This window comes from Sphingobium sp. LF-16 (assembly GCF_003711185.1).
GTDB classification, from domain to species: domain Bacteria; phylum Pseudomonadota; class Alphaproteobacteria; order Sphingomonadales; family Sphingomonadaceae; genus Sphingobium; species Sphingobium yanoikuyae_A.
In genome coordinates, this window is record NZ_CP029335.1 from 684,814 (window position 1) to 698,845 (window position 14,032).

9 protein-coding genes are annotated in these 14,032 nt (G+C 65.1%); 5 read left to right on the forward strand and 4 right to left on the reverse strand.

Translation table 11 applies throughout. The annotated features are described in order from the left end of the window. Positions 1 to 27: 27 nt before the first annotated feature. The gene (locus DIZ22_RS03370) at positions 28 to 2,745 is read right to left on the reverse strand and encodes a TonB-dependent receptor (protein WP_234415618.1); all 2,718 of its coding nucleotides are present in this window, start codon (positions 2,743 to 2,745) and stop codon (positions 28 to 30) included. Positions 2,746 to 3,062: 317 nt separating this feature from the next. Between DIZ22_RS03370 and DIZ22_RS03375 the strand changes: the two genes are divergently transcribed. The 4 genes from DIZ22_RS03375 to DIZ22_RS03390 all read left to right on the forward strand — a co-directional run bounded on the left by DIZ22_RS03375 (position 3,063) and on the right by DIZ22_RS03390 (position 7,563). After that, positions 3,063 to 3,662, forward strand: coding sequence for an RNA polymerase sigma factor (locus DIZ22_RS03375; RefSeq protein WP_080993572.1), 600 nt, complete (start codon positions 3,063 to 3,065; stop codon positions 3,660 to 3,662). Further along, a complete protein-coding gene (locus DIZ22_RS03380) occupies positions 3,622 to 4,623 on the forward strand; it encodes a FecR domain-containing protein (protein WP_048937532.1) in 1,002 nt (333 codons plus the stop codon). The genes DIZ22_RS03375 and DIZ22_RS03380 overlap by 41 nt, the downstream gene beginning before the upstream one ends. Before the next feature lie 110 nt (positions 4,624 to 4,733). Next, positions 4,734 to 6,035: an MFS transporter gene (locus DIZ22_RS03385; RefSeq protein ID WP_122927908.1), complete on the forward strand. Its 1,302-nt coding sequence runs from the start codon at positions 4,734 to 4,736 to the stop codon at positions 6,033 to 6,035. 19 nt (positions 6,036 to 6,054) lie between these two features. Further along, complete coding sequence (locus DIZ22_RS03390; protein ID WP_048937534.1) at positions 6,055 to 7,563, forward strand: CRTAC1 family protein; 1,509 nt, start codon at positions 6,055 to 6,057, stop codon at positions 7,561 to 7,563. A 51-nt stretch (positions 7,564 to 7,614) separates the two neighbouring features. On the opposite strand, the gene DIZ22_RS03395 is transcribed toward DIZ22_RS03390, so the two are convergent. From DIZ22_RS03395 to DIZ22_RS03410, 3 genes are all read right to left on the reverse strand, one after another. Further along, a complete protein-coding gene (locus tag DIZ22_RS03395) occupies positions 7,615 to 9,267 on the reverse strand; it encodes an alkaline phosphatase D family protein (protein WP_122927909.1) in 1,653 nt (550 codons plus the stop codon). A gap of 11 nt (positions 9,268 to 9,278) precedes the next feature. After that, entirely contained in the window at positions 9,279 to 11,816 is a 2,538-nt protein-coding gene (locus DIZ22_RS03400) for a TonB-dependent receptor (protein ID WP_048937535.1), read from the reverse strand. A 168-nt stretch (positions 11,817 to 11,984) separates the two neighbouring features. Further along, a complete protein-coding gene (locus DIZ22_RS03410; protein WP_004212544.1) occupies positions 11,985 to 12,908 on the reverse strand; it encodes a LysR family transcriptional regulator in 924 nt (307 codons plus the stop codon). Positions 12,909 to 12,996: 88 nt separating this feature from the next. Here DIZ22_RS03410 and DIZ22_RS03415 point away from each other — a divergent pair, with 88 nt between their 5' ends. Further along, positions 12,997 to 14,031: an aldo/keto reductase gene (locus tag DIZ22_RS03415; RefSeq protein WP_048937572.1), complete on the forward strand. Its 1,035-nt coding sequence runs from the start codon at positions 12,997 to 12,999 to the stop codon at positions 14,029 to 14,031. Position 14,032 lies beyond the last annotated feature (1 nt).

A 14,032-nucleotide genomic window follows, 5' to 3' on the forward strand; every position in this document is an offset into this window, starting at 1 on the left:
CGAAGCGGCGCCTTGGTCGGTGATGGATCAGAAGCTCAGGCCGACGCGGCCATAATAGAAGCCGCCGGTGAACCCGATCGGCGAGGTGCCGGCATAGAGCCCCTGGCCCAGCGTGGCGCTGACGTCGCTGGCCTGGTTCTTGTCGGGATAGACGTTGAAGATATTGTTCGCGCCGATCGCGATGTTGACCAGTGGCGTGACCTGCCAGCTGGCCTCCAGGTCGGTGATCCACTTGGCACCATAGCTGCGATCATTCGGATAGGTGGTGACGCCATTGCTGGTGACGCCGTTCTGGTAGGATTTGAAGCCGCCGAAGCGCGTCAGGCGCGACGACAGGGTGAAGTCGCCCATGGTGGCGAGGTTGCTGATCGACAGCTTGGTGCGCGGCAGATTGTTGGTCATGTTGCTGCGACGCGCGCGATCGAACAGGACATAGTCGCTGCCCAGCGCGGCCAGTTCGGGCGGATTGTCGATTATGTGGGTGATCTTGGTCTTGTTGTAGTTGAAACCCAGATTCCACTGCATGTTCACCGTGTCGAACAGGCCATGCTTGTAGGATGCGACGACGTCGATGCCGCGGGTACGGGTATCGATCGCGTTGGTATAATATTGCGCTGTCAGCGTCCGCGCCTCCGCTTCGGGTACGCCGCTGGCGATCAGGATGTTGGAGATCGCCGTGCCGGTCAGGGTGCTGGTGATGGTGATGCGGTCATCCACGTCGATCTGATAGGCATCGATCGTCAGGTTGAAATTGGGCAGCGGGGTCAGCACCACGCCAGCGGAGATGTTGAACGATGTTTCGGGCTGGAGCGGTTTGGCGCCCAGCGCGATCGCGGCCGGATCGTCGACGGCCAGAGTCTTGATCTGCAGCAACTGGTTGGGAACACCGTTGACGGTGCGGAACTGGTTGGTGGTTTGGGTATAGATTTGCTGGGCGACGGCGGGCGCCCGGAAGCCGGTATTGGCGGCCGCGCGAAAGGCGATCCAGTCGGTCGCGGCATAGCGCCCATTGACCTTCCAGATCAGCGTGTTGCCGCTGCCATCGTCATAATGTTCGAAGCGTGCAGCGGCGCCGATCGTGATATCCTTGTTGGGATCCCACGCCACGTCGGCATACAGCGAAACATTGTCGCGGGACATATAGGCCGCGTCGCCCGGCTGGAAGCCGGCCGAGCTTTGCGCGCCCGGCGTCATGCCCGACACGATCGCCGGGCCTACGGCATAGCTGGCCTCATCCCCGGCGAAGGTCTGGTAGCGTTCATGGCGCTGCTGCGCGCCGGCCGACACCTGCAGGTTGCCGCCACCCACATCATAGCCGCGGGTCACGTCGAGCGAGGTGACGAACTCCGATGATTTGAGGGTGCCGATATAGAATTCGGTGGGGCTGAGCGTGCCCAGCGAGGGGTTGAGCGTGCCTTCCGACGACTGGCGGGCGCGATTGCGGCCATAGCCGGTGGAAAAGTCCCAGTCCCAGCCCGCGACTTCGCCCTTCGCGCCGACGGTGAGTTCGAAATCCTCCTCGTCGATCATGATATGGGGGCGATAGCCGTTGGGGTAGATGCCCATGACATTGTTGATGTCCTTGGGGTAGCGATAGCTGTACCACAGGTCCGACCGCCGCTGGCTGTAGGTGCCGAAGGCGTAGAGTTCGACGCCGCCCAGATCATATCCGGCATTGAGCGCAGTATTGATGCTGCGGGAGGGCATGACGCCATAGCTGGTGGTGACGATGCGTTCGGTGCCGACTGCGGCTGCGTCGCGCGGATCGAGCTGCCCGTTCACCAGCGGATAGAGGCAGGTGGTGGTGGCCGTAACCGAACAGTCGGCGAGTGGCTGCGCCCGGTTCGACATTTCCTGCTTCTTGAGGTTGAGCGAGAGGTTGGCGAAACCGTTCTCGCCCAGCTTCATCCCGAAATTGAGGTCGGCCTGGTAGAGTTCGCCATCGGACCGGTCGAAATTCTGGCCGGCGGTGAAATTGGCGGAGCCGCCGCTGCTGTCATCCTTCAGGATGATGTTGATGACGCCGGCGATGGCGTCCGACCCATATTGGGCGGCGGCACCGTCGCGCAGCACTTCGATATGATCGACCGCGGCGGTCGGGATCATGTCCAGATCGGCCGGGACCGAGCCGTTGTAGAGCGTCGACACCGCGTTGATGAGCGAGGTCTTGTGGCGACGCTTGCCGTTGACCAGGATCAGTGCCTGGTCGGGATTGAGACCGCGCAGGCCGCCGGTTGCGATGACGGTGGAGGTGGCGCCGCCCGCCCGCACCGGCAGGTTGAAGGATGGCACCAGCGTGTTGAGCGCCTGGAACACGCCCGCCTTGCCGGTGCGGGTCAGATCCGCACCCGAAATGACGTCGATCGGCGTCGGGCTGTCGGTCACGGTGCGGGCCTGGCCGCGCGATCCGGTCACGACGATCGCCGGGCCGGGGGCTTCCTCGGCCGCGGCGGTGCTGGCCTGTGGCGCGGCGCTGGCCTGCATCGCGAAGGGAAGGGCGGTGATGCCCAGGCTCGCGACTTCGACGGCGCGGCTCTTGTGCGCCTGGGCGCTCAGCGACAGGGCGATGACATTGTTGTTCGACAGCGTGATCTTCAGCCCCGATCCGGCGATCAGCCGCTGCAACGCGACATCGGGCGCCATCTTGCCGTTGACCGACTGGGCATGCAGGCCGGCGACCTGATCATAGGGAAAGAGAAGCTGGATGCCAGACTGCTTGGCGAAGAGCGTCAGCGCCGTCTGCATTGACTGGGCCGGAATCTTGAATTTCGCCGGCTCCGCGGCTGCCGCCGACTGGGTGCTGAGGGCAACAACTGTTGCGACCGCGCACAGAGAAACGTTCCGAAAATTACGCGACATCATATCCCCCGTGAAATGATTGGGCTGCGAAATTATTTGCCCTTCGGTGGTGGATACGGAGGCCGATCGCGTTTCTGCTAACGACGCTTAAAAATATCTCATTTTTGTGACGAGGGGGCCTTCGCTATCGGTCTGGCACTGCCTCGACGCAGCGCCGGATCGGGCGCGCCGGAGGGGAGAATGATAAGCACAGGGGGACAAGCGTGGCTGTGGACGTGGACTCGATCAGGGCAAGGCTGGACTGGTTCAAGCAGGCCATCCTGCCCCATGAGGGCGCCTTGCGCTCCCGCCTGCGCCGGGTGGTGTCCCACCGCCAGGATGTGGATGACATCGTCGCCGAATGCATGACCCGCGCCTATGCGAATGGCGACATTCACCGCGCACAGAGCGGCAAGGCCTTCCTGTTCCAGATCGCGCGCAACCTGCTGATCGACGAGGCCCGGCGCGAGAAGATCGTGTCGCTCGAACTGGTCGCCGAACTCGACGTGCTCCAGACCGACAATTCGACCGAGGAAGCGCTGCACGCGCGCGACGAGCTGCGCCATCTCCAGGCCATTCTCGACACGCTGCCGGCGCAATGCCGGCGAGCCTTCATCCTGCGCCGGGTCCATGAGAAATCGGTCAAGGAGATAGCAGAGGAGATGCAGCTATCCGTCTTTACAGTGGACAAGCATTTGACGCGCGCGGCTGTGAAGATAATGCAAGCCATCGGACAGTTTGAGGGTTCTGGATTTGGTTGGTCGCTACAGAAGCGCGGAGGACATGCAGGCGATCGAGGCCGAAGCGGCTCGTCTGTATCTTAAGGCGCGGGCGAGCGACGCCCCGGAAGACTGGAATGACGCCTATGCCTGGGTGGCGCTGGACCCTGCCCATGGTTTCGCCTTTGCCAAGGCGGAGGCCGGCTGGGAACTGACCGAGCGGCTCAACGAACTGCCCGCCAGCCAGCGGGACGAACCTGCAGCGCCCGCAATCGCGCTGCCCGACGATCCCGCCCCGGAAGAACCCGTTGCCGAAATCCGGCCGCACCTGGTCGGCCGGCGTGGCCTGCTCATCGGCCTGGCGACCGCAGCCGCCGCGATCGGCGTCGCCTCCACCGTCGCGCTGCGCCTGCTCGGCACGGTCGATCATTATCGCACGGCCCTGGGCGAAACCCGCACGGTGCAGCTAGCCGACGGCTCCCGCATCCATCTCAACACCAACAGCTCGGTCGAGGTCGCCCTGCGCGACGACATCAGGCAGATCACCCTGCTGAAGGGCGAGGCGCAGTTCGACGTCGCGCATGACAAGAAGCGGCCCTTCATCGTCAATGCCGACGGGACGCTGGTGCGCGCCGTGGGCACGATGTTCAACGTCCGCCTGCGCGCCGATGTCACCGAACTGACCGTGATCGAGGGGATCGTGGCGGTCCGCAACGGCGACTCCGCCGTCCGTCGGATCGAAAGCGGGCGCAGCGCCGCCGTGCGCAGCGGCAGCATCGCTGTCACCCATCTGGAACCGGCCAAGATCCGGCAGCGCACCGCCTGGCAGGCGGGCATGGTCGAGTTCGAGGGCGACACGCTCGCCCAGGCGGTTGAGGAGTTCAACCGCTATCGCCCCACCCCGCTGGTGATCGGCGATCCGGCGATCGCCAGCCTGCGGGTCGGCGGTGCCTTCCGCCTCGACCGGTCGCAGGATTTCGTCGACGCGCTCGAAAGCGGCTTCGGCATCCGCGCCGTTCCGGGCAGCGACAATTCGATAATTTTGGTGTCCGCCGAAGGCAGTTAGAGCCTGTCTGGGCATGCGCCTCTGGCGCATCCGTATCGAAAATGCGCTCTTCCGCGCATTTTCTAGTCAGCCTTTTAGCAGAACGCACCGGGCCGTCCGTATCAACGGGGATGGAACATGTTGCGTCTCTCTCCCCAGCCAGTCTTTCCCGCCAGGATCGCCTGAAATCCATCCTTGGCGGATCGATCGGCAATCTGATCGAATGGTATGACTGGTATGTCTATTCCGCCTTCACCCTCTATTTCGCGCCGGTCTTCTTCCCGTCGGACGACAGCACCGCTCAACTGCTGAATGCCGCGGCGATCTTCGCCGTCGGCTTCCTGATGCGGCCGATCGGCGCCTGGGCGATGGGCATCTATGCCGACCGCAGGGGGCGCAAGGCGGGTCTCACCCTGTCCGTCATGATGATGGCCGGCGGATCGCTGATGATCGCCGCCATCCCCGGCTATGCCAGCATCGGCGTCGCCGCGCCGGCCCTGCTGCTGCTCGCGCGCCTGATGCAGGGCCTGTCGATCGGCGGCGAATATGGCGCCAGCGCCACCTATCTGTCGGAAATGGCGCAGAGCGACCAACGCGGTTTCTTCTCCAGCTTCCAATATGTGACGCTGATCGCCGGCCAGTTGCTGGCGCTCTGCGTCCTGCTGCTGCTCCAGCTTTTCCTCACCGAACATCAGCTCGAAAGCTGGGGCTGGCGCGTGCCGTTCGTGATCGGCGGAGTGATGGCGGTCGGCGTCTATCGCCTGCGCCGGGGCCTCAAGGAAACCGAAGCCTTCGAGGAAAGCGCGGCGGTCAGCGAACAGCCCCGCTCCAGCGGCCTCAACCTCATCCGCCGCCATCCGCGCGAAGTGCTGCTGGTCATGGCGCTCACCGCCGGCGGCACGCTCGCCTTCTATGCCTACAGCACCTACATGCAGAAATTCCTGGTCAACAGCGCCGGCTTCGGCCGCCAGACCGCGACCGCGATCATGGCGTCGGCGCTGTTCATCTACATGCTGTTGCAGCCCATGGCCGGCTGGCTGTCCGATCGCATCGGCCGCAAACCGCTGCTGATCGGCTTCGGCATCAGCGGCGTCCTGTTCACCACTGTGATCTTCACGGCGCTGGAACGCGTCACCTCCTCCTTCGGTGCCTTCCTGCTGGTGCTGGGCGGCCTGGTGATCGTCACCGGCTACACCTCGATCAACGCGATCGTGAAGGCAGAGCTGTTCCCGGCCAATATCCGAGCGCTGGGCGTCGCCCTTCCCTATGCACTGGCCAACACCCTGTTCGGTGGCACCGCCGAATATGCCGCGCTCTGGATGAAGCATGCCGGGATGGAAGACGGCTTCTACTGGTACGTCACCGCCATGATCGCGGTGTCGCTGATCGTCTATCTGCGCATTCCCGACACGCGCAAAACCAGCCAAATCTGACAGAAAGAGGGGAATATCCATGCCATCGCTGAACCGGACGCTTTGCCATATCCTGCCGCTGATGCTGCTGTGCCAGCCGGCAACGGCGCAGGATGCGGCACCGCCTGCCGAGCCACCCTTCACCTCCATACAGCCGGGCGATTTCGCCATCGCCGGATCCCTGTCCAACAGTTGGGCCGACTTCGAGAATGATGGCGACCTCGATCTCGTTGTCTCGCTCAAGGGGGGCGATATCCGCCTCTATCGCAATGACAATGGCACGTTCGTGAACGTCGGGCCGGAACTGGGACTTCCCACATCCGGCCCGGAAATGCGCGGCGTCGCCTGGGGCGATTATGACGGCGACGGCTGGATCGACCTGCTGGGCGGGGCGACCATGCCGGGCGAACAGAGCCTTGTGTTCCGCAACGAAGGCGGCAGGAAGTTCACCAATGTCGCGCCCGAACTGGGGCTGACCATCCCCAACCGTTCCGCGCGCCAGACCAGTTGGGTCGACTATGACAATGACGGCGACCTCGACGTCTATGCTGCCAATCGCATCGGCCCTAACAGCCTCTATCGCAACGACAAGGGCAAGTTCGTGCAGGTCTTGGCCGGCACCGGCGTGTCGGATAGCCGGCCGACCGTGGGCGCCTGCTGGTTCGACTATAATCGCGACGGCTTTCTGGACGTCTTCCTGGCCAATCAGTCAGGCGCGGCCGATGCGCTGTGGCGCAACAATGGCGACGGCAGCTTCACCGATGTCGCGCCCGAACTGGGCCTGGACAATCCGGGCCGTTCCAAGGAGGAAGGCGGTGTCGGCTGCGCCGTTGGCGACTATGACAATGACGGCTATCTTGATCTGTTCGTGCCCAATTATGGCGTGAATGCGCTCTACCATAATAATGGCGACGGCACCTTCACCAACGTCGCCAAGGAGATGGGGGTCGGCATCGACAATCATGCCGTCGGCGCGGTGTGGGGTGATTATGACAATGACGGCTATCTCGACCTCTATGTCACCTCCTATCATGGCCCGCGCGACCAGCAGCAGCCCAGGGACAGCCTCTTCCATAATGAAGCGGGCAAGGGCTTCCGCCAGGTTCTGGCCGAAACGTCGCAGCTCAATGTCGGCGACCATGGCGTGCAATGGGTCGATTATGACCGGGACGGTGCGCTCGATCTGTCGGTGATGCGTGGCTATACCAGCCAGGGCGGCCATTTCCTGTTCCACAATGATCTGGACCGGGCAGCGGCCAGGCGCAGCCTGTCGGTTACACTGCTCGACGCGAAGGGGCGTTTCACCCGCATGGGGGCGGAAGTGCGCCTCTATGACAAGGCCGGCAAGATATTGGCCACGCGACAGCTGTCGACGGGCGACGGCTATAATTCGGAAAATGCGGCGCCTCTGCATTTCGGCCTGAAAACCACGGATGCGGTCAAGGTCGAAGTCACCTGGATGAGCCGCAAGGGGCGCAAGATCCAGACCTTGCCGAACGTCGATCCGGCGAAATATGCGGGTAAATCGCTCGTCATCAGGGAGCGGTAAGTCTCGCGAGGTCGGGGGCTGCGGGCAGGGCATCCGCAGCCCCCGACGCTTTCAGGTCGCGTCGAACCGGGTGGCGCCCGCTGGCAGCGAGAAGCGCTTGAGCGTGCGCGCTTCCGCTTTGGGGGCGTAGATGGTCGACATGGCGATATAGTCGCCGGTCGCCTTTTCCCGTGTCAGCGTCAGCAGGATATAGCCCTTGGCGCGCTGGTCGCAGAAGGCGACCTCCGGGCTTGCCTGTTGCAGCAGGTCGCCGATCGGCATTTTCGGCAGCATGTCGCCGATCGACGGGCTGCTGATCGATGACGTGCCAAATTCCACGCCGATGGCATTGCCCTGTGCGTCGGCCAGTTGATTGGCCCAGAAGGCATGGCTGTCGCCGGCCAGCACCAGCGGATGGGCGCCGGCCCGGCGGATGCTCTGGTAGAGCCGCTCGCGCGCGGCCGGATAGCCGTCCCAGGCATCGAGGTTGAACGGCAGGCCGGCGCGATAGCCCGCTTGCGCCAGTTCCACCTGCGCCCGCACCGACGGTTCCAGCGTCGCGACCATCGCCGCGGCCTTCTCCGCGCCGAACAGCTTGGCAAGGTCCGGGCCGTTGACCCGCGCCATCACCACCTGATTGCCCAATATCTGCCAGGGCGTGCCGGCCTTGACCGACGCGGCCAGTTCCTTTTCCAGCCAGGCGCGCTGCGGCTCGCCCAGCATCTCGCGGTCCGGCCGGTTGCGTTCGGCCAGCACCGCCGCAACTTCCGATCGGCCCGGCGTCTCGCCCTTGAAGCCGGCCTGTTCGCTGCGGGCGAGCAGGCGCGTCTCGACCATCAGCAGGGTGGCGAGATCGCCAAAGTCGAACCGGCGGTTGATCGCTTCCCAGGGATCATTGCCCTGCGGATCGCGGATCGGCATCCATTCGAAATAGGCCTGCATCGCGGCCGCCTTGCGCTTGGCCCAGTCGCCCTCGGTCGCGGGCTGGTGATTTTCCGCGCCGCCGATCCAGCTGTCATTCGCGGTTTCATGATCGTCCCAGACGCAGATGAAGGCGGCACGGGCATGGGCCGCCTGCAGGCTCCTGTCGCCCTTGTAATGGGCGTGGCGGGTGCGATAGTCGGCCAGCGTCACGATCTCATGCGCGGGTTCCAGCCCGCGCCCGATCTTCTGGCCGATCTCCGCGCCATAGCCGTCGGCGCCATATTCATAGATATAGTCGCCCAGATGCACGATCGCATCGATCCGGTCGAGCGCGGCGATCGAGTCATAGGCGGTGAAGAAGCCGCCGGGGTAGAGCTGGCAGGAGACCACCGCCAGCACGGCATCGGCCGCGGCACCCCTGGCCAGGGTGCGAAAGCGGCCGACCGGCGATGGCGTGCCGTCCGCCAGTTCGAACCAGTAATGATAGTCATGGCCGGCCTTGAGGCTGCGCGGCTCGACCTTGACGGTGAAGTCGCGGGCGGGGCGTGCCTGCGCCGTGCCGCTTTCGACCGGCTTGCCGCCGGCGCTTTCGGCGACATGCCAGCGCAGCGCGATCGCCGCCTGCTGCGCCGGGTCGGCCGGGGTGACGCGGGTCCACAGGATCGCGCCGCGCTCGGTCGGGTCGCCGCTGGCCACGCCATGGACGAAGCTGGCGGCGGCTTGTGTCGCCGCCATGCCGATGCCGGGGAGGGCAGCGCCCGAGCCGATCAGGCCCAGCGCCGCGCGACGGTCAAGCTTCATGCTGTCCTCGCTCATTGCGCACCGCCAAAGCGGAAGCTGGCCGACACGCCATAGAAGCGCGGCGCACCACCGATGAAGGTCGGCATGCCCAGGCTGTCGCCGGTATTGCCCGCATCCATGATATATTTCTTGTCGAAGGCGTTCTCGATGAAGCCCTCGATCCGCCAGGCGCCACCGGGCGCTTCATAGCCAAGCCGCGCATTGACCAGCGCATAGCTGCCCTGAAATTCGTCCTGGATAGTGTCGGCGACCAGAGCGGCGGGCGGCTGCTGCAGGTCCGGGCGGTCATTGTCATCGTCGAAATAGACCTTCGACTGCCAGGTGACGCTGGGCGTGAAGACGATGCGGCCGGGGCCGGCGGGCAGGGACGCCTGCGCACCGAAGGACGCGCTATGGTCGGGCGACAGGCGGAAGCGGTTGCCGTCGCGCACGCCCGTCTTGAAGCGGCTGTGATTATAGGCATAGGTCGCGAACAAGGTCAGCACATCGCTCGGCACCCAGCGCATCTGCCCTTCGAAGCCATAGCTTTCCGCCTTGCCGGCGTTGGTCAGGACGAACTGCGTGCCTTGCTGCACCGTGGTCTGGAAATTATCATATTGGTAGAAGAAGGCCGCCCCGTCGAGGAACAGGGTGCGGTTCATCAGCGCGGTCTTTGCGCCCAGTTCGAAACTGTCGACCGTTTCGGAGTCCAGCACGGAAAAGCGGGTGGCGCCCATCGGCGCGGACGGCGCGCTGGCCGCCAGCACTTGCGGGCGACGGCCACGGGCATAGGTGGCATAGAGGCTGGTGTCGGTGCCCGGCTTGTAGCGGGCGGTCAGGCGCCAGGAAAAGCCGCCATTGCGCAGCGTGTCGCTGTCGACCCCGCCATTGCCGGCGGTCGGCTGGGCGCCGAGGCCGAACATCGGCACCGGATAGGCGGCCGAGGTCGGGATGTTCGCCGCGCCGGGCACGGCCAGCGCCTGCAGCAGCGCGGTGCGCACCGCCGCCGGCTGGCTCAGCGCGCCGATCAGCCCGCCCAGGATCGACCGGCCATTGTCGACCGACGACATATAGGTGCTGCGCTTGTCGTCATGGGTGTAGCGCAGACCGCCGCCAAGCTCGAACTGGTCGGACAGGCGCAGGGTCACGTCGCCGAACAGGTCGAAGGCGCGGGTGCGCGCGCCATTGGTGGTGCTTTCGAGATGGTTGGACTTGAGGTTGGCGGCGATCGCCTGGGCCTGCGCGCTCGACAGGCTGACGCCATAGGCGCTGGCGACACCCTGCAGCAGCGCGCCGGTGAAGGCGGGGCTGGCGAGCAGGGCGGCCGGCACCGGATCGGTGGCGGCGCGGCCGGGGATAGCACCGCCGCCGTTCAGCGCGCCGGCCAGCCGGGCGAGGGTGGCGCGCTCGTCAAACTGGGTGGGAACGCGCTGCGTGCCATTTTCCCAGAAATAGCTGCCGCCCAGGAATGCCGTGATCGGGCCGCTGTCATAGGTCAGGCGGAATTCCTGGCTGAACTGGCGGCCGCGCGCATCTTCCGCCGCGGTCAGCATCGGCAGGGAAATGCCGTCCGCGTCGAAGATTTCCAGCGCGTCGAAGCGGCGGAAGGCAGTGGTGGACGTGAGGTTGAACTGGTCGTTGAGCTTCAGCCTGGCGATGCCGGTGACGCCCCAGACCTGGCGATCAAGGCCCAGCCCCTTGCCACCCTCGAAGCCATCGGCCGCTGCCAGCGCGGCGCCGCTGTTGCGGCTGCGATCGCCGATCACGGCACCGGTAGCCGGATCGGTCGGATTATAGGCGATCGACTTGAAGCCGGTGCCGTTTGGCGTGTCCTTCTGATAATTGCCGATCAGGTCGAAGCTCAAATCGCCCTTCTCGCCATGGAAGCTGCCGCGCACCGCCTTGGTGTCGGCCGAGTTGAAGTCGGCGCCGCCCAGCAGATTTTCGGTATAGCCGTCGCGCTTGCGGATGCGGCCGGCCAGGCGGATCGCCATGCCCTCGCCGATCGGCGCGTTGACCATGCCCTCGGTCAGCCAGCTGTTGTAATTGCCATAGGAGACCCGACCTGCCGCTTCGATATTGTCGAGCTGCGCCTTGTTCTGGATGATGTTGACCGCGCCGATCAGCGCACCGCGACCATAGAGGGTCGATTGCGGCCCCTTGGCGATCTCGACCCGCTCTATGTCGAACAACTCGACATAGGAGCCGCGCGACTTGGAGATGGAGACGCCATCCTGATAGACCGACACGCGCGGTTCGTTGCTGGCGGTGCCGCTATCCGACGTGATGCCGCGCATCACGAAGCCGGGATTGTTGGGCGACTGGTTCTGGACGTCGAAACCCGGCACGAAGCGCGACAGCGCATCGAACTCATAAAGGCCCATACGGTCCATCTGTTCATTGCCGACGACGCTCAGCGCCATCGGCACGTCGATAGGATCCTGTTCGCGCAGCTGCGCGGTGACGATGATCGAATCGGCTGGGGCGGCATCGGGCGTTTCGGCATGGGCGGTTGCCGTAGCGAAAACGGGCAGGCTGATGGCAGCGAGAGCTAGAGAACGGAAGTGCATGATATTTCTCCCCTTTCGGCGCTCGGGTAGGAGGGGAGTATGAAGCGCGCATGACAGTGATGCGCAGCTTATATGACGGCAGCACTGGACGCGCTCTGCCGCCATCTGGCACCAGCCCGGATCAGCCGGCAACTGGTCCGCCGCGGGGATATATAGGCGCCGCCTGGCTCAGGCCACCAATACAGGTCGCGTCAGCCGTTCCGCGAGGAAGTCCACGAATACGCGCAGCCGTGCCGGCACATTGGTGCCGCCCAGGAACACGGCATGGATCGTCTCGATATCGCCGGGATTATAGTCTTCCAGTAATGGCACCAGATCGCCCGACGCCAGTTCGGGCTGGACGCTGAACCGGCCGACCCGCGTGATGCCGACGCCATCGGCCGCCAACTGCCCCAGCGTTTCGCCATTATTCGCCTCGATCGTGCCGCGCACGCTCAGCGCATAGTCACGCCCGTCCTTGCGGAAGGGCCAGACCGGTTCGGCGCGGCGAAAATTGAAGTTCAGGCAATTATGATCGTGCAGATCCTCCGGCACGACCGGCGTGCCATGCCGGGCGAGATAGGCGGGGGAGGCGACGATGACGCGGCCATTCTCGCCCAGCTTGCGGGCGGTCAGCGGGCTGTCGGCCAGCGGCCCGAAGCGGATCGCGACATCGGCTTGCCCGCCGGCAATGTCGACCAGCCGGTCGCTCAGGCTGATGTCGACCAATATGTGCGGATAGAGCTGGGCAAATTCGCCGAGCAGCGGCACGATGCACAGCCGGCCATGGGAATGGGCGGCGCTGACCCGCAGCCGCCCGCGCGGCGCGCCGCGATCGGCGATCGTCTGTTCCGCCTCGTCCAGGTCGGCCAGGATGCGGCGCGCGCTGGCCAGATAGGCCTGCCCCTCCGCCGTCAGCGTCAGCGCGCGGGTGGAGCGCAGCAATAGCCGCACCCCCAGCCGATCCTCGATCCGGTCGACCGCGCGGCTGACCGCGGAAGGGGTGAGGCCCAGCAATCGCCCGGCGGCCGAAAAACTGCCCTCGGCCACCACGGTGGCAAAGGTTTCCAGCGCCCGCGCCCGATCGGCATGAAAGGGTATCTTTTCATCCATTGCAAAGATCCTTCGCCTTGCGGCCCTCTAAACGCGGGGAGTCCTGCCTTCCATTTATGCGTGCATCACGGAATGGAAAGGGATGACGATGGAATATCGGCAATTGGGGGCGTCAGGCCTGCGCGTGCCGGCGCTCAGTTTCGGCACCGGCACCTTCGGCGGCTCAGGGCCCCTGTTCGGCGCTTGGGGCAACAGCGACGCGCAGGAGGCGCGCCGGCTGCTCGACATCTGCCTCGAAGCCGGCATCACCCTGTTCGACACTGCCGACGTCTATTCGAACGGCGCGTCCGAAGAGGTGCTGGGCGCGGCGATCAGGGGACGGCGCGATCAGCTTCTGATCTCGACCAAGCTCGGCCTGCCGACCGGCGATGGTCCCAATGACTGGGGCGTATCGCGCGACCGGCTGATCGGCGGCGTGGAAGCCGCGCTCCGGCGCCTTGGCACCGATCATATCGACCTGCTGCAACTTCACGCCTTCGACGCGTCGACCCCGGTCGAGGAATTGCTGGCGACGCTCGACCAATTGGTCCGTGCCGGCAAGCTGCGCCATGTCGGCGTGTCCAACTATCCCGGCTGGCAGTTGATGAAGGCGCTGGACGTGGCGGATCGCCATGGCTGGCCGCGCTTCGTCGCGCACCAGGTCTATTATTCGCTGATCGGTCGCGCCTATGAGGCCGATCTGATGCCGCTCGCCGCCGACCAGGGCGTCGGCGCACTGGTGTGGAGCCCGCTCGGCTGGGGCCGCCTGACCGGCAAGATCAGGCGCAGCAGCCCGATCCCGGAGGGCAGCCGCCTCCACCAGACCGCCGCCTTCGCGCCGCCGGTGGAGGAGGAGCATCTCTACCGCGTGGTCGATGCGCTGGACGAAATTGCGGCGGAAATCGGCAAGACGGTGCCGCAGGTCGCGCTCAACTGGCTGTTGCAGCGGCCGACCGTGTCGTCGGTCATCATCGGCGCCCGCAACGAGGAACAGTTGCGCCAGAATCTGGGTGCGGTCGGCTGGTCGCTGACCGCCGATCAGGTCGCCCGGCTCGACCGGGCCAGCTACCAGATGCCGGCCTATCCCCACGCCCCCTATCACCAACAGGCCGGTTTCGCCCGGCTGAACCCGCCGCTTGTCTGAC